Consider the following 20,987-nt stretch of genomic DNA (forward strand, 5'->3'; position numbering starts at 1 on the left):
CGTCGGTGATTAACCCACAGCATTTATTTTTTGACCTGTCAAGGATGGCGGCAGGATGGCGATAACCTAAAACATTTGGGGCTAAACCCATAAGAAAAATGATTGACCCATATTTTCCAGAAGAATAGCTCTTTGGTGTATAACTGCTGCTTCCTGAGCTGACGCTTGAATTATACGATGAACTGCTATGTGACGAGTATGAACTTGATGGTGAATAGTCATAATCATAATACTCTTCATCATCAGAACCAGACCACCATCCTGCGAATCCACCTATGATAGCAAATACTCCAATAGCTGCCAGAAACAAAATTATGTTTTCTCCAATAGAATTCTTGTTATTTCTCATAATCACATGCTCCCTTATTAGTTGTAAATGATATCAAATAATTATCACAATTGAGAGTTATCCCTCTGTTATAGAGTGTTCCAATAAGTTTGGAAAAATGGTACCCCTTTTATATACTTCTTCAATTTGTACATTTGAATCAGACATTTAATTTTCCCTCTACACAAAACAATACGCACAGTTCGAACTCTAACGTTCCTATTTTTTTCTTACACTTCTATTAAATTTACACGTAGGATAATTCTCGCATCCCATAAATTTACCAAAAGGACCTTGTATTAATCGCAAACGTCCACCACATTCAGGACATATATTAGGATCATATCTTTGCTTTTGTCTTGCTTTTTCCTCTGAGACATTTACTTCTGTATTTATATTCGGATTTCTTGAGCATTCATAGCACTTTCCTTTATTTAATTTTCCGAAACCACCATATGAAGCAAATGCACTTGCCGGAGCAAATTTTCCACAGAACTCGCACTGTACCCATCTGCGTCCTTCTTCATCAGTTAAAACCCTATCTTCCGGACAATCACCACTATTTATGACTTTTAGGAATTCCTGCCTCTTCTGTCTTTTTTCAACCTCAACTCTTTCTTGTTCCATTCGGGCTTGTTCTTTTTTCTCAGCAGCAATTTTTTCCTGCTCTATTCTTTCTTTTTCTCTACGCTCAAGTTCTGCCTTTCATTCTAGCCTGTTTTCTTCGTTCCTCGTCAGCTCTCCAGGCTTCTTCAGCATGTATCTTATCCAACTCACGCTGATAAATAATTGCCTGCTGATGCTTATTAAACTCAAGTTGTTTTTCCTTTAACATATCACACAGCGAATACTTATGATACATTACCTGTGATGAATCAGATATGTCAAATTCACTTAATTTATCTCTTGCTATATTGACTTTTTCCCATACTCCATCAGCATTCTTTGCATAATATACAACTATCAACTCAGCCTTTAAATAATCAGCTCCATCTACATTTAAAAGCAGGCAATAGCCCTGTCTCTTCTGAATTTTCATTAACCCTTCCGGGTACTGTCCATTTGTTTCAGATTTATCCCCTGACGCAACATAAATAATTGAATTACCATTACTATGCTGTTCAAGAATAGTAAATTTATCATCAGATAAATTACGGTATTCATTACAAAAAGATAACGCTACCTTCTTTTTCGCTGACAGAAATGTAAATTCATATTTTCTTTCAGACTCAGATACAGTTCTTATAGGTACCCTGCTTTCAATATCATCTGTATGCAGTTTATCCTCCAGCCAACATTTTAGAGCAATCTTCGAATCAATTGAATTAATTCCTTCAACAGGCATCTGACATATACCATCAAAGTCCTCTTTTATTCTAAAATGCTGTTCTCTTAAATTTCGCTCACCTGCCACCAATACAAGATTGGCTCCACAGCCACAAGGACAGAACAACTCATTATTACGGCTTTTTGCTCGAAGCTGTTCAAGTTTGTCCGGAATATTAATTTGTTTACCATCTATGACGGTATAAATTGATTCAATTCCTATAAATTTTCCATCACATAATGCCACTGTTCTTTGAGCCATATGATTTCATCCCCCTAACTGCTTCATAAGTTTACATTATAATTCTGTATAGGATATCTGATATTCAAACAAATAATTCCATGGATTACAGCACTTGTCTCAACTTCCTATCCTGAACCGAATGGTTATACTTCTCAATCTTCCTGTGACTGCCTATATCTCCTCTGATAATAGTCCATAGCCCTATAATCAATCACATCCTTCATCTGACAAACCATCACCGGATTATCAATTAGCGGTCTCAGCTCTTCTCTAAGCCCGATTGCCGCACCATCTTTCTTCACAAAAAATCCCTTTCCCGACTCCAAAAGGAAATGCACCGGCATCGATAGAATCTTCTTTAAATGTTCCTTATCCGATATGGAATTGTATTTTTGAATAGTCATATTTTTATCGAGATCTTTCCAGTTGGTTCCTGTTGAAAAGAACTCCTTCCAGCTTGAAAGCAGCTGCTCTTCCGACACCTCCATCAGGATATTTCCATGATTATAAAAAGCCATAAGCACCGGCATTTTATACACCTTCGACATGCTTGTATTTTCAAGCAGACTGATAAATTCTCTTCCTATTCCTTTGTAAAAAACCTCTTCATCCTGATTAAGCTCATCCAGTTCTTTAAGAAATTCGAGATATTTCTTAAATGGATTATCCTTTGAATTAGCAATGGCTATTTCATAAATTCCATCGTCCATATATGTGAACAAATCCATTCTGTCCGGGCGCCTTCCGAGAAGTTCCTTCACCCTGAAATATTCATTAATTATCTGGTCTTTAAACTTTAAATGTTTTCTGTCCATTTCTGCAAAAAGATCAATCAGCTTCATATCAAAATCTACCAGACAATCATCTGGAAAAGCTGTTGTATCTGACGGATTATACGCACCTGCATGCTGATAACTCCTGTCTGACAGAAGGAAACGCACTCTGCCCGCCTTCTCATAATTGCCGATAAAATCAAGCACAGTCAGAAACTCTTTTCCTCTGCATTTACGGAGCCCTCTTCCAAGCTGCTGAAGAAAAACTATCGGAGATTCCGTAGGCCTGAGGAACATTACCATATCAACTGATGTGATATCCACACCTTCATTAAACATATCCACTGAAAAAATCACTCTGATTTTTCCCTGCTTAAGCTGCCTGATAGCTACATTTCTATCCTCTGTGTATTCGCCGCTTGCATCGCTGAATACTGCTACAGATGGTATTCCTCTTTTTGAAAATTCTTTTGCCATCTCCCTTGCATGCTCCCTTGAACAGCAGAAGCCAAGTGCCTGCCTTGAGCCGTATTTACAATAATATTTGTAAATCAGCTCATATCTGCGAACGTTGCCTATATAGGTTTCATTTAATTCCTTTTCGTCATATCTGCCTCTTACTATATGCAGCTTTGAATAATCTGTTTCATCAAAGATTCCATAATAATGAAACGGCACAAGCATTCCTTTGTTGATTGCTTCCTTTAGTGAAATCTCATATGGCACATTGTAATCGCAGATTTCATAGATATTTTTTCCGTCCATTCTCTCCGGAGTCGCGGTGAGTCCCAGTAGAAATTTTGGCTTAAAATAATCAACAATTCTCTGATACTGTTCATTAACAGCATGGTGAAATTCATCAATCACAATATATGTAAAATAATCCGGTGCAAAGTAATTTTCATTCAGATATTCCACTCTGCCAAGAGTCGCAACTGACGCAAAAATCACCGACTTTTCAGTGCATTTACTATCTCCGTTAAAGAATCCGTAATCATCTGAATCACGTACATTTTTAAATGATTCTGCCGCCTGCTTTAATATTTCCTCGCGGTGTGCAACAAACAAAACTCTCTCATAATTTTTTGAATCAAACGCTGCAAGATATGTTTTTCCGACACCGGTTGCAGCCTGAACCAGGGCTCTCCTTGCGCCCTCTGCTCTCGTGTTTTCCAGCGCACACAAAGCCTCTATCTGCGCGCCTCTCGGCTCAAATAGCGGTATCTGATTTGATGTCTCTTTATCATCCTGCAAATCGTATCTGTCCAAGTCCTTTGATACTGCCGGACGGTGCCAGTTCTTTGAATATTTTTTCAGTTCTTCATCGTCTATTACTATGGAATGATTTTCGAATAAGTCTACAAAAGTATTGTAAAACTTCTCATAATTAATCGGATCTGTTTTATTGCTGAATCTGTAATTCCACTCGATACCGGATGTCAGTGCACTTCTTGAAATATTGGAGGAACCAATGTATAGCTCACTGTAATCCTTGTAATGAAACATATATGATTTCGGATGAAATGAACGGTTTTTCTCATTATAAAAACGCAAATCGACCTGTTCACCAAGCGTATGCTTTATGAGATACAGTGCTGATGGCTGCGTAATGCCAAGATAGTTTCCTGTCAGAATCCTGATTTTTGCACCACGTTTTAGTGCATTATCAAGCTCACCGAGCAGCATTTTCACGCCTGATTCCATCAGGAACGAAACAATAATATCCACACTGTCAGCCTTTTTTATACTGTTTGCAAGCTGATAGTACAGATACATTCTCTTATCCGCGCCACCGGTCATTGCATCTGTCGAATATTTTATTTCATATACATCATCTAATTCTTCTGCAGTATTACGTTCAGCCATTTTTCTTCTCCCCGCCCCGGTCTTACATCGCCTGTAATCCACTCTTCCTTCAGTTGCAGATTATCTATTTCACCAACAAACTCTTCAAATGTCTTTTCCGTGAAATCTGTGAAATAGCGGCCATTTCTCTCGCCTTCAAAATCACCATACTTAAAGGATGTGTAGATTATGCCGTCATCCTTTAATGCTTTAAACATTTTCATAAACACGGCTTTAAGTTCATTCTTAGGAAGATGAAGTATTGATGAGCAGGCCCATATGCCATCATATTTTTTGTTCTCATCAAGCTCTTCAAATAGCAGCCTTCTGACTTGTATTCCTGTGTAATTGCTTGCGATATGACACATTTCCTCTGAACCATCTGTGGCCTCTACATAAAAGCCCTGTTCCAAAAAATATTTTGTATCTCTTCCTGAACCACAACCAAAATCCAATATATATCCGTGCTCCGGCAACAGTTCTTGAAAATGCTTCTGTGTCTCGTAAAAATCCACATTTATTGTTGTTTTTGCAAAATTATCTGCATTTTTGTTGTAATATTCCAAGGTTTTGTTTTTGTTTATCATGAGTTATTTTACTTTCTGCTTCAAAATTCATATGAAGCATATAAATATCTACTGTTTAATATTCAATATGAATCTACATTTAGGGAAGTTTGAGCATCCATAAAACTGTTTTCCTGCATTTTCCCCTTTATTTGCAGTTCTAAGCACCAGTTTTGAACCACATTTAGGACAAATCAATTTATCATCACTTACACTCTGCTTACTATCAGAAATTTCATTTTTAGTATCTGCTGAATCAGAAAGCTCATTTTCCTTGACAAGTTCTTCATACTTAGCTGCATAATCTTTACGACTTTCAATATTCATGTCAAGAATTCCCTGTGCAATTGACATCATTTCTTTTTTAGTAGATGCAAAATCATTTGACGCAGCTATAATATTCTTCATATTTGAAACAAGCTGATCTGCTCTAATAACCTGACTTTTGATTTCTTTTGGAGCATATCGGTCATTTACGATTGTTTTAGGATTAGCTAATACTACTAATGATTTATAAGAGCTATCAAAATTTCGTTTAATTGCAAGACTTGTGACAAGCCCTGCATTATCCAGTTTGGCCTCTTTTAAAACAGATAGATGCCTTTCACCCTGAGTAATTGGCGAATATATTCCTTCTTTCTGTTTCTTTGTTCCGTATGTAACAGTTCTGATAAATGCTCCTTTTGAATCAATATCTATATTTCCTACCAGATTCTTACACTCAATCAAAAATATAACCTTTGATGTAACTACAATAAAATCTATCTGCGCTTTTAATCCACTTTTAGTTTCTAAATTAATATCATGTAAGACTACCATATCCATATTGCTATGTTTAAGTTCAAACATTATATTATCTTCACCAGCTATACCAGCCTTAGTGACTGCAATTTCTTTTTGTATTGCATCTTTGACATCCTTATTAGCTTTTGGAAGTAATGACTCAAGTTTATCTAAATGATCTTTTGCAGCATTTGATTCCTTTAAAATAATAACTTCCGGTTTTGAAAAAATTCCCATATCAACATTCCTCTCTTGTTATTCCTATTAGATTTTCTGTGTGTATCTGCATCTGGGAAAATTTGAGCATCCAATAAATTCTCCATATTTTCCATTACGCCTCACAAGCTCTCCGCCACATCTAGGAATATTATACCATTAAACATTGAAAAAAACTATGTTTACAATACTATCAATTCACTCAATCCGACATAACAAGTCACGATTCCGGCAGCAACACTCCCCACAATTGTGCCATTATATGTTTAAAGTTTTATATGTATGCCATCGCTTAGTAATCTAAACCATAGTAATTCCAAGGCTTTCCACCAAATTCTGCCCCGTGTTGCCCCAGTCTGTGAAGGTCTGCATTATCATAAAACTGGAGTGCCGTGGCATACAAATAATACTTTTATCATAGTAATTGTTTGCTCCTTTTTGCTCGGAAATGCCGTATTTTGCGGGGTATTCCGGGATATTGTTATAATTCTTGTTCAAATGTCAACCGGGCAAATTATAGCATAATTTAGCAAGTTGTGACTACCTGTTAGTAGTAGAAATAGTAGTAAAAGTGGAATTCCTACTACTAAGAGTTTTCATCAGCATTTTCTACAGCTATCATTTGATTGAGTAACTGGTCTACCAATTCAACTTTATTAACCTTTGAGAACGAATAATCATATATCGACGCAATAATTATCTGATTCTCCTGAAAATCCCGTTTTAAAATATTCATCATTAACTCAATATTTTCTTGGTCTACTTCCTTCCCACTCGGAGAATCAAGGATTATCGGCAGTTTAATCTTAAGGTGCTTCTCCAGTTCCAAAATGTATGCCATTTTAAATGCAAATACAGTTTTGTGAAGCACTGCTCCTGTCAATTCCTTTAGATTAGAAGTGAATAAGTACTTTTGGGTAATACTTTCCGAATCCCCAATTCCTAACTCAGTAGCATACTTAACTATCGTATTATACAAAGAAAGAACCACGTCGTTATCACTTCTGGATATCTTGGCAATTTGCTCACGCACTTGCTTTTGCTCTTTCTCCAATTTGTCTATCTCATTTTTTATAGCAACTTGATTCATGGGTATTGCTACTATTTTTTTATCAAAAGCTTCTACTATTGACTCCGACTCAAAGAAAGAAATTTGTCCATTTTCTTTCTCTTGCTCCCTCATAATTTTATCAATTTTTGAGACTATTTCAGCTAATTCACATGATAATATTTTCTTTTTGGCTACCAATAATTCAATAGAATCATTCAGACCAACAATATTATCCTTAGTCACGGTAATACATTGACCATCTTCTGTTTTAATCAATAATTTCATATCAGCAACAAACTCTTGGAATTTTTTGTTACCTGTAATACTCTGATTAATTCTACGGATTTCACGCTCTACCGAAGATTGCCTCATTCTTAATTGTTCAAGTTCAACATTCTTTTTTTCTTGATAAGTATCGGCGGTCAGACTATCTCCGCTAACACTGTCTCTATACTGTGCAATACTAAACATTTGTCTATATTTCGATAAATCTGAACTTATTCGTTTCTCCCTTGCAATCAGTTCTGAGCAATCTTTACCAGAAATACCTCTTACCAATTCATCAATATTAAAATGTATACTGCCAATAACCACTCCTCTGTTCAACAACGTCCAACCTTTTTCTTGGTCGAAATAAAATGCACCAAGCACATTGTTAAGAATATCGATATTATCTGTGTTAAATAATTTCGAATGCAACGTACATATCTGCTCTGGCAAAACATATATTTCTTCTACGCCATCGCACAATAAAGAAATAGAATAACTATTTTCTCTTGTTAGAAACACCGTGTTTCCTGTATCAAGTACAATTTCTATCTTGGTAAAACACTTTTCAAATTTAATCTTTTTGGTACTTGGTACAGAATAACCCAAGGCGTATAACATCAATCTAACCAATGTTGTCTTTCCACGGCTATTCTTTTTGCTGAATATTAAATTAACTCCGTCTTCCATTGTAATATTTCTTTCAAATAGACCATCTCTTATATATATTGATTTGATTAACACAGATTCACCTCCTTCTTAATCCTGTCTATAGTAAAACGTCTTTTTATGATATTATGAATAATAATTTTAGCAATAGCTTCTTGAATTTCCTCATCAATGCCATCAACATTAAATTCAGAAACATAATCTTTCCATCTTAATTCTATAAAATCATTAAGTTTCTCACTTGCTTTTTTAGTGGTCTTAAATCCATTATAATCGCTTAAAATCTTGATGAAAAATTCACATTGTTCACAATGCGAATTAATAATTTCTGCATACCTGTTTATAACCTCTTCATATACACCTGAATCAAACTGTTCTAAAAAAGAATCTTCACATTGTTCTATCTCTGTTATTTTCACAAGTATCGGCCATATGATGTCTTTCTTACTCAATTTTATAGCAGCATCTTTTTTGCCACCATTATCAAAAACTTGCCAATGCCATGTTTCCAGTAATTTTTGACCTATTCCAGAAATATTTGTATTCAAGTTTCCTACGAAATCATTAATACTTTCCATAATTACTTTATATCTTTCTGATTCATCATCAGTTTCAAATGGCAAAACCTGTATTTTCAATTTATCCGTGTCAAGTTCCTTATCCATTTTTGACAAATACTCATCAACAATTTTTTTCGCAGAAGGAGGCAAAGTATCATACTTCCTATGCGCATGCCCATAAAACGCACTTCTTGAATTATCGTCATTGAACGGATTAGGTGAATTAGTAATCATAATTAATTCTCTTGCATTAACCTTTTCTCCACCTTCTGCTAATGACATCAAAGCCTTTTTCATATTTTTTCGCACATTAGTAAAATCAGCACTTGCTTTCTCCACTGCTTTTGCCTGTGCCAATATCATTTCTCCAGAAGAGAGTTCTAATTCTATATCTTCATAATTTCCCTCAAGACGCAGTTTTTCCACTTCTTTTATATTTTCCAAAAAAAGTACTATTGCCGAATTAACTTGAAAGTCAAACCCAAATACTACTGCATCCGCTCTACGACTCCTCGCCATTTTATCTCTCCTTCCGTTTGCCTTTTACCCTTATATTATATCGTCACCCTCATCATTTTTCCATAGAAAAAATGCCCCAGTATATATAACCGGAGCGTCTCTGCCGTGTAGCATTGCTACACTACCTTAAACATTTTCTGCGATACCGCTTTTGCATAGTTTTTCTTCTCTATCTCAGCCTGTGCCTTCCTGAACTCCTCCATTCGTTTCAATTCCTCCCCTGCGTCATCAAAACTGATATGCGTATACACATTCATCGTAACGCTGATATCCGAGTGCCCCATGAGATATTGTAAGGTCTTTGGATTCATTCCCGCTTTTGCCATATTAGTGCAATACGTGTGACGGCATACATGAGGCGTGATATTCGGCATCTGAACTCTGTAAATGTCATTGTATCTGCCAACCATACGATTGAATCTATGCTGCCAATGCATCGCCACCAAAGGATTGCCATCATCATCGTAGAAAAGGAATCCGGTATGACCGTCAATGACTTTCTCCATCTTCGGCGGCTCCCTGTCCTCGATTATGGCTTGGAACATCTGTGCAACATCCTCTGTTATCGGAATCTTCCTCTTTCCCGCCTCGGTCTTTGTTTCTTCTATGATGTACCGCATATCGCAGGTTCTTTGTAACTGATGGTCGATATTAACTATTCTCTTTTCCAAATCAATGTCTTTCAGTGTCAGACCGCAGAATTCAGATATTCGCATTCCTGTATGAAATAGGATGTAGACCACTTCATAATATTTGCAGTATACCACATCGTCATGCACAAACTTTAAGAACTTTCTCATCTGGTCTTTGCTTATTGCCTCTCTTGTTACCGAGTCATTTACCACAACTCCGGCAAGCTGAAATCCAAATGGAGTCTTTACAATAATATCGTCATCCACCGCCATCTGAAAGGCAGGTCTAAGCACTCCCCGGATGGTGTGGATGGAACTGTAGCTTTTCTTATCTTCTTGTTGTAGCTTGATAAGAAACAGTTTTGCATCCGGTGTTTTCACACTTCGAATTGTCTTCTTGCCAAAAGGCTCCTTTGCAAGCACCCTCTGCACTGTAACATATCCCTGTTTTGTGCTTTGCCTTACTCCCATCTTGGTTTTGAGGTATCGGTCTACAAGTTCACAAACTGTCATTTGACCATCTGCCATATTCGGAAGTGCTTCAATTTCTGACTTGACCTGTTTCTCAATCTGCATCACCTTCAAAACATTTCTCTATTAAACCTCTCAACTCACCTTTTGTTGCAACATTGTCCTTTTTCCAAACGGAAAAGTTTGGGTCACCTTTTCCATGATTACTTAATAAATCTTTTATTGCCTCTGAATCATTACAGCAACCTCTAAGCGGACAGGTCGGATAATCATTAATTCCTACAACTAATGCTTTTCTTTCACCCATATCATCATCCTTTCTACTAATGAATACATATCTCATCTGATAAGACAATATCAAAATTATGTCTTACATTAGCAGATTCCCAACTGATTCTATCTTCAATGTATGTAAGCAATTCCGTTCCATCCAAATATATATACATCTGTGGTGCAACAAATCCCGGAACATCACGCCTTAAGTCATCAAGCGAAATAGCTGTAGTATCCTGAAATTCATCAATCTCCATAGCATATCGATATGATTCTTGATATTTTTCAATACGAGCAATAGCATCCTTATTCTCCTTAAATTCTTCTTTCCAATCGGATAAAAGATGTCTCTTGCCTAAGTACACAATTCCTGTAATTGCCTTAACAGGTGCACTCACATACATATAAGCCATAATAGGCTCGTCCGGAAAGTTTCTTCTATGCTCAAATTTTTTCTTCCCGGATTTAATCTTCTCATACACTTCCGGCTTAAAGCTTAAAAGCATCTTTCTCATTAATGCCACCGCCTTAATTCCATTTACATTCGATGTTAAGAACTTCCATTGGCATACTGATAAACTGAACATCAAACTTAAGACTTGGCTCAACCTTTGTACTTGCATTGTGAATTCTAAAACTAAGCTGCCATCCGTTATCAAGATACATTTCTACAGTATTATCACTATCTGGTTTGAATTCAAGAGCAACAAGTCTTGTAGGTAACTTAACAATAGGTACAGTAATTGCTGATAACTTATTCTTTGCTGGCTTATTCAAAGTATCATGCATATTAAATGTATGAATCATCGTAAGTCGCTTACTATCCTTGCTCACAACTTTATAATAATCTTCAATACCAATCAGATATTCAATCATTTTTCTTGGCATCGTGTTATCTTTCTCATTTGCTCGATTTATTTCATCAATGAATGCCTGCAATAAAGGAATATACACTTTCTGCCCCTTATCCTCTATTTCATACCATTTTGTACCATTCTCTTTTTCCTGTTTCAATATATTAAAGATTGGTTCTACAGCATCCCAATACTCATCAGAACATGGCATTTCAAACCACTCATTTCCAAAATCCAACTTATGGCTTAATCTGCTGTGCTTTACAGCATCGTGGTTATGTTTAATACTCAAGCCAACCTCCCATTCGATATCCTTTCTCTTGATAACGATGTCTCTAACATCACCTTTTACCCCCTGACCATCTTTTTGAAACTCAAGGGTAAGTTCATCATCATCAATTTCAGACATTCTTGGTTCAAGTTCTAACACTGTATCAATGGCAGCACCTGCTGATATCATAAATGTCTCCTGCATTTCTTCATCCATAAGAGACCATGCTTTTTCATTTGCCATCAAACTAGAATTCTCAACAATTCTTGTTTTTCTTAACTCTGCTAATGCTTTATATAAAGTTTGAATCCAAGCATACTCGTATGCTCTTCCCTGATCATTACTCTTTGTACTCACTTTCTTCTCATTGACCTCCTTAGCATCAATAACCTCTCTGTCGATTTCAACAGAAGAGCCTTTTCCTTCAAGATACATCTTTATTGCTACAGCTATCTCATATGCCAAATTCACAGGGACTGCATTACCAATCATCTTATATGCAGTATTTGTATCATTGTAAATGAATTTAAAATCATCCGGGAAACCCTGTACTCTAGCAACTTCACGAATAGTCATTCTTCTATAAAGGTGTTCTTTTCCTTCTACAAATCTACAATCATTAGTTCCAACCTTTACCATCTTAGGTGCCTGTGGGTGTAACTGACATTGACGTCCAGATGCTTGAACTGTAAACGCCTGCTCATCCCATCCCTTTACACGATTACGGCTCATAAAAATAGGTGAATAAGCACCTGTGAAATATTCATTATTATTTATTGCATCCGGATTATGGCGATTCTTTTCTCCAGAAGGTACGGCAGTTTCTTGCAAATCCCAAATAACATCACGCAATGTAATCTTCTTTGAATCATCTTTAGTAGAACCTTTAGGAAAACCGAAGTCTATCTTTAAATCTTTTCTAAATCCTATGTAAAATACTCTCTTTCGCTCTTCTGCAACACCATAATCCTTGGCATTAACCAATGTGAACGAAACATCATATCCTGCCTCATCAAATAATTCTAAAATATTTTGAACGGCAATAGAATGTCTATCCGCAAGCATTCCACTAACATTTTCCGCTAAAAAGAACTTTGGTTGAAATTCCTTTAATATTCTGATATAGTCAAAAAACAACTGACCTCTCGCATCCTTAATACCCTTAAGGGAGCCAGCTTCTGACCATGACTGACATGGCGGTCCGCCAATAATTCCATCTACTTCTCCATCTATGTATTGAGCAATATCATCTTTTGTGACTTGCCTAATATCACCTTCAATTAAATGTGTATTAGGATGGTTAACTTTGAAAGTTTCCCATATGGTTTTATCAAATTCATTCGCCACAGGAATATTAAATCCTGCTCTTTCAAAGCCTAAATCAAGTCCTCCACATCCACTAAACAAGCTAATTACATTCATCGGCTTTCGCTCCTTCATTCTCATTCTTTTTGATTATTTTCGCCGCCTCTATAAGTGCTGTCCTACGTACAAATTCACTATAAGAAGCATATGCCTCTAATCTTGCAGCCTGCTTGAATTTATCTAATTCTTCTTCGCTAACACGTATGCTTATTGATATTGATTTTTTCATTTTAGGACACCTCCCTCTACCTATCATTTTACTCCGGCAAGTATGTCAATGTCAATACTTTGTTGCACGTACAAGTGTTCTTTTTATAAATTCAATGCTTCTGCATTTTCAATATTATCACCAATATAGTCCTAAAAAACGGACACATAAAAAATACCCCGGCTAATCTGCAATTTTCTCACAAATCAGCCGGAGTTATGTTCAAATTTTTGTATGTGTTCCAGCGCTAAGTAGTCTTTTACTACTAAGGATTTCTCCCAATTTCTTTGACTATTCTGGCTCAACCCCTATGTGCCTTAGTAGTCTAAACCGTAGTAATCCCAAGGCTTTCCGCCATATTATGCCGTACTCTGCCCCACTTTGCAAAGCCCTGCATTATCATAAAACTGGAGTGCCGTGGCAGATGAAAAGTATTTTTATCATAGTTTTGTTTCTCCTTGTTTTGCCCTAGAATGCCCTTGTTTGCAAGAGATTTTGGGGATTATGGTGATCCGCTCTGAAATTACAGGTTGTGGCAAATCAGAGCAGAATTGAGCAAGTTGTTACTACCTGTTAGTAGTAAAATTAGTAGTAAAACGGAAAAGGTTACTACTAAGGATTTTCGCTAAGAAATTTCTTTCAAGCTAAAATATGGTGTTGAACTATTATTCTCACAAAACGCATACACATGATACTTATGTTCCTCTCCATATTTGTCATTACATTTAAAGTCAAATTGAATAGTATATTTATCTTCGTGAATTTCTTCAGTTTTCAACTCTACATTAAGTTCATCGTTTGCTTTTATCACATCATATTTTCTAGCAGTTGAACATTCCCAAATTTTATCTTTATTTTTAACAATGCAGATTCTATACACAAGAATATCATTTGCCACATTATCAGATATATTTTCAATTTTTATTTTCATATTGCTGTGCCCTCCACTGCAATATAAAAATTTTACTCGAAAGCGAGGCATATTACTATCGTGTTCTCTTTTTTCCTGCATTGCAATTCTTTTATCCGATTCTTGCTTAATAATCTCATTTTGATGCAACGACAATGCTCCTAATATCACAGTACCAGCAAAAGCAAGAACACCACCATAATATTGCAACAATTCCCCTGCACTCCACTCTGCAACAAAAAAAGAAAACTTTTCTGTTGGATGTAATTTAAATAAACAGTGAATAATAAACGGAACTCCAATAACAATAAATACAAAACATATGCACATAAACACTTTATGTTTTTTTATCCATTCTAACATAGTTCTTTCCCCTTCAATGTATATCAAAAGACGCCCTGCCGTAACAGAGCGTCAGTAGCATATATTATTTTTGCTATTGCAAAACTATTTATGCTGAGAGTTTGCTGTCCAACCAGCTAATAAAATGATTAACAAAATAATCGATTGCACGATTTGCGAAATCTTTTGCAGGTTTTCTCACGCAATTCAGTGAATCAACTGTTGCGATGCGAAACTGCTTCTTAGCCTCATCCTTTAAATCAATTTTCTGCTGTGATACAACAACTTTTGTGTTTTCATTTGTCATAATAATGACCACCTTTCTATAAACCTTGGTGCCAAACACGTCGCTTGGCTCTTATAACCAAAATCCAGTAGTCAGGATCAATTACTCACAACTCTCATTCTAAAATATAGCATATACTCTAGACTTTAACAATAAGCTATTTACTTATTCTTGCATTTTTAATAAAATCCTTTATTCCACAATTTCCATTATAGAACAACGAATATCCTTCTCTTTCAAGTAGATTTAACAGTTCCTTACATATAATAGAGTCATCTCCTAACGTCTTAATCATTCTTCTAACAAAGTCTTCCAATGCATAATTTGGTTCACGAACCGATTCTGGCAAATTCGCTTTATCCACTATAAATGCATACTGGAAGATTCCATCTATCTTTGGAATCAGTTCAAGCAACCACACTAATGAAGGTTTTATACTTTTCTCATATGCGAACATTAAAACCTCATCCTTTATTTGGCTCATTTCTTTCATGACCAACGAAGTTACATTTTTCATACTCAAAAAATGATTATCTTTTATTTCTAACGAATCTTCTTTAAATGTCTCTATCCATTCTGTAAATTCTTTTGCATTTTGTCTCTGCCAGTCCTTAGTATACTCATACTCGCTTAGTAGTCTTGCAACCTCTTCAATGTTTATGAAAACATCTCCATCAAAAGGTCTGTAATCTTTAATTATAATTGATTGATGAATGATATAGTTTCTAAAATCACATATAAATCTATACCATTTTCTCATATTATAATACTTTTCAGTAATTGACTTCAATGATGGCTCATAGCTATTTACATACTCTTTATAACCATATACCGCATTAACAAAATTTAGAAGTCGTTTGTTTATCTTCCAAAACTCATCAGAGTCTCCAATATTAATCGATAACAAATCATCGCCGCAGGAATCTATGATGGTATGCATGTCTACTAAGAACAGGAATTTATCTAAATCTTTCAGTTTCGCATCAAACTCCACGTCAAATGCATAATTATACTTTATACCAGTTGAATGAATATCTCCCAACTCTGGATTATTGCAATATTCAACCTCAAACATAAAAAATATCACCGCCTCACAATACTATACTTTAATTATATCGTCAAATTTCATCTTTTTCCATAGAAAAAACGCCCAGCCTAAGCCAGAGCATCATTCCTTTTCCATATTAAATTACCTTAAACATTTTCTGCGACATCGGTTTCTCATTCTTCTGCTCAACCTCTGCCTGTGCCTTTCGAAATTCTTCCATTCGTTTCAATTCTTCCTCGGCATCATCAAATCCAATATGCGTGTATACGTTCATTGTTACGCTTATATCCGAATGCCCCATGAGGTACTGCAGCGTCTTAGGGTTCATTCCTGATTTTACCATATTGGAGCAGTAAGTGTGTCGGCATACATGAGGTGCGATGTTTGGCATCTGAACTCGGTAAATATCATTATATCTACCGACCATATGATTGAATCTGTGTTGCCAGTGCATTGCCACAAGTGACATTCCCGTATGAAAGAATATGTACACCACTTCATAGTATTTGCTTATTACCCAAACTTCAACTGCAATCCCTCAAACAAATCCCCAATAGTACAGCTCAGATGCTCGTCCGACTCCGGAAGTGCATACTTGGCAATCTCATACTCCGGATTCAGCTCTAGCTTCTTTATCAGTGCTCCGGTATTTACTGCATCGTCCAGTCCGTCATGAAATCTGCCTTCCGGCTCTATCTCTGCACTTTCAAGTGCATCCTCCAGGCTGTAGCACCTGTCTAAATCAAATCGCTTCTTAAACACATCCTGGTAATCAATCCAGCGGTCTGCTTTCATAAAGTCATCTATCTTTGTGCTCTCTATATTCTTTGATTTTATCTCATGCAGTATCTGCGTTCTGTCAGAGTCACTCCAGGCATAGACCTTGTACTCCCTGTCTCCAAGCCAGTCTGTCAGATGCTCAAGTGCCTCTGTCAGCTTCGGAGCCTGTTTGATATCGCGGTTTTTTATGCCTGTCATGCTCTCTATGAAATTGTCCAGCACGCCGTATTCAGGATTCACATACTCGCACATTGTGGCTATTCTGTTGAATCCTTCATCTAAGAGAACTGCGCCAATCTGTATTATTTCACTGGCGTATTTATATGTTTTTCTATAGAGCTTCTTTACCCTGCACATTTCCAAATCGATTACCAGATAATTCATATGTACCTCCTCAGTGTCCTGCTTATTATTTTACCACATAGTACTTGAGTCATACAGTCTTTTTGAGATTTTCATCTTTTACTTTATCTTCCTCTATCATCACAGGCTTGTCATTACCACCACTGATTACTTTGCAAATCACTCCGCCGTCTGTCACAAACACAATCTTTCCTTTTGCCTTACCACCGATTTTGTCATACAGTCTGCCTGCACTCATTGACTCACCCTTCACGGTGTATGGGCTGTTTGCCACGTAGCCCACCTTGCCAAGTCCTTTAATCTTTACCTGTATTGCTTCGCTGTCATACTCATTGTCCGGCTCCTTGACCAGCTTGACCTTCATGCCTTTTTCCATGAAGTCACTTCCGTAATAATGGTTGCATCCTGCTATTGTAAAATACATTTCTTTCATTGTCATGTCCTCCTGATATTATACCGGTCCATCGATTTTACATTCATCATAATATTTGCACAGCATACATAAGCTGTTGCATTGTTTTGAATGATGCAGTGTCCTTTTTATCCAGTAAATAAATTTTTCCATTTTGTCCTGTCCTCCTGTTTTTCGTAAATTAAATGCTTGTTTCTTATGATGGCTATAGCTTAGCATGTTACGAGTCCCAAAGTATGCCCTCGCACATCGAATCTTTGTTCTTTATTGCAATAAAACTACAAAAAAGGACGCAGAATCTCTCCCACATCCTCAAAACTATCTGGCTTATACCACCATTTACCCCTCTTCAACAAACACAATGCCATAGATTTTCTCAGACTTAAGATATTTCCCAGACTACTGCAATTTTTCCTTTTCCCGTAACTTTAATTGTTCTCATCATCTTTGTTCTTCCTTTCATTCTAATAATACTTATCGATTGCTGCCTCTATCATCTTATTTGCCTGTGTCTCATCCACTTCATCTGAATAAGTATTCACGCTCCTGCTGCCAAGTACATGATCAAATTCATCAAGAACATCCGTCATCAGTCCCTTATCAATCCGACTTTTACACTCTGCAATCAGCACAGCAGGGATTCCATAAAATGCTTCTGCACCCTTTATACCTTCCGGATGATTATGTGTCACATTTGCTGTTGCTCTTGCTACCTCTCTTGTTCTTTCAATTGAATCATAAAGCCAGCCTGCAGCTGACACTCTCATGGCTGAACCATTTCCATAGCTTCCGTATGGCTTCGGATTATTTTCTTTAAGCCAATGTCTGAAGCTTCCACCATAACCTGCATGTGGATATCTTTTTCCCCAATCACCGGATTACTCCGGCAGCTCTCTTTCTTTGTTACAATATAAGTGTAATTGAAGGACATCTTTATATGGTCGCTGTTTGGGCGACACTTTTAAGATAAAAAACGCCGATATTTGAAAGCTGGTCTTCCAAAGAAATGTCTGCTGACAGCATACAAGGCTCTGCTAACCCTGTGTCTTCCTCAAGTGGATAGTTATCTTCTGCCTCTCTTGGAAGCATCTCCTCATAGAACGCTTCCTCTGGCAATTCTCTCATGCGGGTGTTGCTTCTGCTTCGCACCGGATATTCTTTTCTATGACTTTCCCTGACATAATTAGCATCTATGTAGGAATCAATATCACCTACAATCTGAACGGAAAGCTGAAAAGACCTTTTATCAAACACTACCAGTATAATTTCAATTTCATTTTCGGTAAGTAACTGGCTGAATACTGACACAGCAATCTGTAATGCCTTATCCGTTGCCTCCGGATACATCTCATGCATATAATCTACAATCTGCTTCCATGAATCAATCTCCGGATTATCACTCCACCAGTACTCTGGAACAGTTCTTTCTTCATATTTATTATGAAAATCCACTGTTTAATAAAACTCTTCCCATGTTTTTCCATCCAGTATTGATGCTATTTCATCTGTTTTAGGCAACGTTTTACTTTTGAACATTTCAGCCAGATTAAAATATTTACTTTTTTGAATCGGATTTTTACTTGCTTTTTTAAAATCTGTTGGATAAAAATGCTCAACTATAAAATATCTAGTCTTAACTGTTTTCAAATTGTATCCATATTCTGACTCTGCATGAACAATGGCCTCTTTAATCTTTTCTATCTCCTCTTTTGTAGCAGCTTCTCCGCTTTCATTAATATATGACACTTCTCCATTTACTAACTCTGCAACAACTGTTTTTTTCAATTTTCCAATTGCTCTAATACTCTTTCCTTTATATAAGCCAATGTATCCATGACCTGAATAGCCTCTTGAAGCTTGATCATAATAAAAATCATATTTCAAATTATCTTCAAGTGTTGTTCCCGCAACAATTGCTCTCATCCAATTTTCATCATCAGGTATCAGTTTTTCATCAAAGCAATACTTCTTATAATCATCCAGCACCGCCATTATCTCTGAATCCCGCTCATCTACAATATCTTCCATTGCAGCAACTAATTGTTCAAATGTAATATTTACATGCCTTATTGGTGTTTTTATTTCATTAATCCTATCTGCATTATACTTTTTCAATACAGTGCCAAAACTATCCATCAATGATTCTTTCATAGGTTTTGGATCTAACGTTAAAAGCACCTTTATCTCCTCTGTTCCAAACTGAGTCAGATGTTTTTCAAGCTGATTCTGCTGAAATTGATTATGTAGTTTTGTCTCAACTACTATTTTAAAACTTTTCTGGCTTATAATCGCATCTGGAACGCTTTCATCTCCCACTACCTGAAGATCAAATGTTATTTCAGGTGTCTCATCTTGTCCCAGTATTAAAGCATTCAACATTGCAAAGAATTTATCTGCATTATAATTATATAAGCGAGATAACATCAGCATAGTATTAGATGTATCTACATTCTCCTTTGAATGATATCTTTGAAAATAGTGTATCTGCACTTTTATCCCTCCAATTAATCTAAATTTTGACTTTTATATGTACTCCAGATAAAATCAACAAAAGTAATACTACTCCCAACAGCAAGATTATAAGCAGTGAGCCCTTTCATTGGTGTCTGCTTGCCATCATTTGCTATATATGCCGGAGCTTCTCTCTTTGCAATAAAATCCTTTGCATGTTGTCTGATTGTGTCCAACCCTTTTTCATTTATGTAATCAATATCTTTCTGCTTCAGATGGAAATTGCTTCGGAAGCTGGAATTACCCAGCCGCTCAAATAACTGCCTGTACCATTCATCCTTAGTCATTAAAACTTCACCACTCGTTTCATGAAAATCACCTATTATTACTATCTATCAATAATAGGATTATACCACCATTTACCCCTATTCAACAAACACAATACCATAGATTTTCTCAGAATTAAGATATTTCCCAGACTACAGTAACTGTATCAGTAACATCTATATCGCCTGCTTCAATATCTATATCATATGCCGATATTCTTCATCAATAAACGTGAAATCTTTTCCTAATTCCAAAATAAAATCCTTCATGTTTCTAATTAAAGCTTTTCGCAAATCATTCTCATGAAACTCATTTGGCAAATCCAAAAATTCCATAACATATGAATCTAAAAATGGGTTTTCTCCCAACTTTTTAACTGATTCTGGTAACAAAGTTTCCTTTGATAACATATATCTTTCATAATATCCACTGTCTAACTGTCTCTCCAACTGTCTTTTAGAATAATTTTCCTTGATGCATAGACGGATATAGAACTCTCTTTCCTCATCTGTCTTGCATCCCGACATTATCAGCAAGTGATTCGTCCAGCTAATTTGTGTCACCAGTGGTGTCACAATTTCATTATCCTTGTAAGTCTCATAAAATTTTTTCATTCTATAAAGACCTCTTCGGTTAAATCCCTTAATACCAGGAAATGTCTCCTGTATTTCTCTTGAAATCTCATCTATATATGCATCGCCATACGAAGCGTGTTCCGTTTCCTTACTTAAGAACTCACCTACTTTCCAATACATTTTGATAAGTTCCTCATTTACTTTTTTTAATGCATTTTGTCTAGATTCCTCAATTATATGGATTAATCCAGCTGCCGACTATCAATGTTGAT

At 36.2% G+C, this 20,987-nt stretch carries 22 protein-coding genes and 3 pseudogenes; all 25 read right to left on the reverse strand.

Going from position 1 to position 20,987, the window contains the following annotated elements; all coding sequences use genetic code 11:
• On the reverse strand, positions 1–349 hold a 349-nt coding region (locus ACTQ1L_RS13345; RefSeq protein ID WP_441367650.1), incomplete at its 3' end, for a hypothetical protein.
• A gap of 198 nt (positions 350–547) precedes the next feature.
• Positions 548–955: a topoisomerase DNA-binding C4 zinc finger domain-containing protein gene (locus tag ACTQ1L_RS13350; protein WP_441367652.1), complete on the reverse strand. Its 408-nt coding sequence runs from the start codon at positions 953–955 to the stop codon at positions 548–550.
• Positions 956–1,019: 64 nt separating this feature from the next.
• Complete coding sequence (locus tag ACTQ1L_RS13355; RefSeq protein WP_441367653.1) at positions 1,020–1,916, reverse strand: hypothetical protein; 897 nt, start codon at positions 1,914–1,916, stop codon at positions 1,020–1,022.
• A gap of 134 nt (positions 1,917–2,050) precedes the next feature.
• Positions 2,051–4,537, reverse strand: coding sequence for a DEAD/DEAH box helicase family protein (locus tag ACTQ1L_RS13360; RefSeq protein ID WP_441367655.1), 2,487 nt, complete (start codon positions 4,535–4,537; stop codon positions 2,051–2,053).
• Positions 4,507–5,103 (reverse strand): class I SAM-dependent methyltransferase, encoded by a 597-nt coding sequence (locus tag ACTQ1L_RS13365; RefSeq protein WP_441367656.1) that lies wholly within the window; start codon positions 5,101–5,103, stop codon positions 4,507–4,509. The genes ACTQ1L_RS13360 and ACTQ1L_RS13365 overlap by 31 nt, the downstream gene beginning before the upstream one ends.
• A gap of 48 nt (positions 5,104–5,151) precedes the next feature.
• The gene (locus ACTQ1L_RS13370; RefSeq protein ID WP_117920019.1) at positions 5,152–6,102 is read right to left on the reverse strand and encodes an NERD domain-containing protein; all 951 of its coding nucleotides are present in this window, start codon (positions 6,100–6,102) and stop codon (positions 5,152–5,154) included.
• 27 nt (positions 6,103–6,129) lie between these two features.
• A complete protein-coding gene (locus ACTQ1L_RS13375) occupies positions 6,130–6,231 on the reverse strand; it encodes a topoisomerase DNA-binding C4 zinc finger domain-containing protein (protein WP_118084333.1) in 102 nt (33 codons plus the stop codon).
• Positions 6,232–6,667: 436 nt separating this feature from the next.
• Positions 6,668–8,143, reverse strand: coding sequence for a coiled-coil domain-containing protein (locus ACTQ1L_RS13380; RefSeq protein WP_441367657.1), 1,476 nt, complete (start codon positions 8,141–8,143; stop codon positions 6,668–6,670).
• The gene (locus tag ACTQ1L_RS13385) at positions 8,137–9,147 is read right to left on the reverse strand and encodes a hypothetical protein (protein WP_441367659.1); all 1,011 of its coding nucleotides are present in this window, start codon (positions 9,145–9,147) and stop codon (positions 8,137–8,139) included. The genes ACTQ1L_RS13380 and ACTQ1L_RS13385 overlap by 7 nt, the downstream gene beginning before the upstream one ends.
• Before the next feature lie 116 nt (positions 9,148–9,263).
• Positions 9,264–10,310: pseudogene (locus ACTQ1L_RS13390) on the reverse strand (tyrosine-type recombinase/integrase); the annotation flags it as partial.
• A 34-nt stretch (positions 10,311–10,344) separates the two neighbouring features.
• Entirely contained in the window at positions 10,345–10,557 is a 213-nt protein-coding gene (locus ACTQ1L_RS13395; RefSeq protein ID WP_441367660.1) for a caspase family protein, read from the reverse strand.
• Between the two features lie 16 nt (positions 10,558–10,573).
• Positions 10,574–11,038, reverse strand: a complete 465-nt coding sequence (locus ACTQ1L_RS13400) for a hypothetical protein (RefSeq protein ID WP_441367661.1) — start codon at positions 11,036–11,038, stop codon at positions 10,574–10,576.
• Positions 11,039–11,051: 13 nt separating this feature from the next.
• A complete protein-coding gene (locus ACTQ1L_RS13405) occupies positions 11,052–13,070 on the reverse strand; it encodes a HaeIII family restriction endonuclease (RefSeq protein WP_441367662.1) in 2,019 nt (672 codons plus the stop codon).
• Entirely contained in the window at positions 13,057–13,242 is a 186-nt protein-coding gene (locus tag ACTQ1L_RS13410; protein WP_117785505.1) for a type II toxin -antitoxin system TacA 1-like antitoxin, read from the reverse strand. The genes ACTQ1L_RS13405 and ACTQ1L_RS13410 overlap by 14 nt, the downstream gene beginning before the upstream one ends.
• Before the next feature lie 604 nt (positions 13,243–13,846).
• On the reverse strand, positions 13,847–14,494 hold the full coding sequence (locus ACTQ1L_RS13415) for a hypothetical protein (RefSeq protein WP_441367664.1): 648 nt from the start codon (positions 14,492–14,494) through the stop codon (positions 13,847–13,849).
• Positions 14,495–14,582: 88 nt separating this feature from the next.
• Entirely contained in the window at positions 14,583–14,780 is a 198-nt protein-coding gene (locus ACTQ1L_RS13420) for a hypothetical protein (RefSeq protein ID WP_441367665.1), read from the reverse strand.
• A 136-nt stretch (positions 14,781–14,916) separates the two neighbouring features.
• Complete coding sequence (locus ACTQ1L_RS13425) at positions 14,917–15,834, reverse strand: hypothetical protein (protein WP_441367667.1); 918 nt, start codon at positions 15,832–15,834, stop codon at positions 14,917–14,919.
• Between the two features lie 109 nt (positions 15,835–15,943).
• On the reverse strand, positions 15,944–16,342 hold the full coding sequence (locus ACTQ1L_RS13430) for a tyrosine-type recombinase/integrase (RefSeq protein ID WP_441367722.1): 399 nt from the start codon (positions 16,340–16,342) through the stop codon (positions 15,944–15,946).
• Positions 16,321–16,971: an exonuclease domain-containing protein gene (locus tag ACTQ1L_RS13435; RefSeq protein WP_441367669.1), complete on the reverse strand. Its 651-nt coding sequence runs from the start codon at positions 16,969–16,971 to the stop codon at positions 16,321–16,323. Before ACTQ1L_RS13435 ends, ACTQ1L_RS13430 begins: the two co-directional genes overlap by 22 nt.
• Positions 16,972–17,020: 49 nt before the next feature.
• Positions 17,021–17,383 (reverse strand): HIRAN domain-containing protein, encoded by a 363-nt coding sequence (locus ACTQ1L_RS13440; RefSeq protein ID WP_441367671.1) that lies wholly within the window; start codon positions 17,381–17,383, stop codon positions 17,021–17,023.
• A gap of 443 nt (positions 17,384–17,826) precedes the next feature.
• A pseudogene (locus ACTQ1L_RS13445) lies at positions 17,827–18,213 on the reverse strand (ADP-ribosylglycohydrolase family protein); the annotation flags it as partial.
• 82 nt (positions 18,214–18,295) lie between these two features.
• Complete coding sequence (locus ACTQ1L_RS13450; RefSeq protein WP_441367673.1) at positions 18,296–18,814, reverse strand: hypothetical protein; 519 nt, start codon at positions 18,812–18,814, stop codon at positions 18,296–18,298.
• 3 nt (positions 18,815–18,817) lie between these two features.
• On the reverse strand, positions 18,818–19,852 hold the full coding sequence (locus ACTQ1L_RS13455) for a hypothetical protein (RefSeq protein ID WP_441367675.1): 1,035 nt from the start codon (positions 19,850–19,852) through the stop codon (positions 18,818–18,820).
• Between the two features lie 101 nt (positions 19,853–19,953).
• Positions 19,954–20,160 (reverse strand): annotated as a pseudogene (locus tag ACTQ1L_RS13460) (DUF4186 family protein); the annotation flags it as partial.
• Between the two features lie 177 nt (positions 20,161–20,337).
• Positions 20,338–20,958 carry a PDDEXK nuclease domain-containing protein gene (locus tag ACTQ1L_RS13465; RefSeq protein WP_441367724.1) on the reverse strand — a complete coding sequence of 207 codons (621 nt, stop codon included), beginning with the start codon at positions 20,956–20,958 and terminating at the stop codon, positions 20,338–20,340.
• Between the last annotated feature and the right edge of the window lie 29 nt (positions 20,959–20,987).

The sequence above is a fragment of the Agathobacter sp. LCP21S3_B2 genome (assembly GCF_052118705.1).
GTDB lineage: Bacteria > Bacillota > Clostridia > Lachnospirales > Lachnospiraceae > Roseburia.

Bases quoted from the DNA above. Each gene is read 5' to 3' on its own strand.
- ACTQ1L_RS13410 (WP_117785505.1), bottom strand. From the start codon at position 13,242: ATGAAAAAATCAATATCAATAAGCATACGTGTTAGCGAAGAAGAATTA.
- ACTQ1L_RS13435 (WP_441367669.1), bottom strand. From the start codon at position 16,971: ATGAATTATCTGGTAATCGATTTGGAAATGTGCAGGGTAAAGAAGCTC.
- ACTQ1L_RS13370 (WP_117920019.1), bottom strand. From the start codon at position 6,102: ATGGGAATTTTTTCAAAACCGGAAGTTATTATTTTAAAGGAATCAAAT.
- ACTQ1L_RS13440 (WP_441367671.1), bottom strand. From the start codon at position 17,383: ATGAAAGAAATGTATTTTACAATAGCAGGATGCAACCATTATTACGGA.
- ACTQ1L_RS13395 (WP_441367660.1), bottom strand. From the start codon at position 10,557: ATGGGTGAAAGAAAAGCATTAGTTGTAGGAATTAATGATTATCCGACC.
- ACTQ1L_RS13420 (WP_441367665.1), bottom strand. From the start codon at position 14,780: ATGACAAATGAAAACACAAAAGTTGTTGTATCACAGCAGAAAATTGAT.
- ACTQ1L_RS13365 (WP_441367656.1), bottom strand. From the start codon at position 5,103: ATGATAAACAAAAACAAAACCTTGGAATATTACAACAAAAATGCAGAT.
- ACTQ1L_RS13400 (WP_441367661.1), bottom strand. From the start codon at position 11,038: ATGAGAAAGATGCTTTTAAGCTTTAAGCCGGAAGTGTATGAGAAGATT.
- ACTQ1L_RS13360 (WP_441367655.1), bottom strand. From the start codon at position 4,537: ATGGCTGAACGTAATACTGCAGAAGAATTAGATGATGTATATGAAATA.
- ACTQ1L_RS13425 (WP_441367667.1), bottom strand. From the start codon at position 15,834: ATGTTTGAGGTTGAATATTGCAATAATCCAGAGTTGGGAGATATTCAT.
- ACTQ1L_RS13415 (WP_441367664.1), bottom strand. From the start codon at position 14,494: ATGTTAGAATGGATAAAAAAACATAAAGTGTTTATGTGCATATGTTTT.
- ACTQ1L_RS13405 (WP_441367662.1), bottom strand. From the start codon at position 13,070: ATGAATGTAATTAGCTTGTTTAGTGGATGTGGAGGACTTGATTTAGGC.
- ACTQ1L_RS13350 (WP_441367652.1), bottom strand. From the start codon at position 955: ATGGAACAAGAAAGAGTTGAGGTTGAAAAAAGACAGAAGAGGCAGGAA.
- ACTQ1L_RS13385 (WP_441367659.1), bottom strand. From the start codon at position 9,147: ATGGCGAGGAGTCGTAGAGCGGATGCAGTAGTATTTGGGTTTGACTTT.
- ACTQ1L_RS13355 (WP_441367653.1), bottom strand. From the start codon at position 1,916: ATGGCTCAAAGAACAGTGGCATTATGTGATGGAAAATTTATAGGAATT.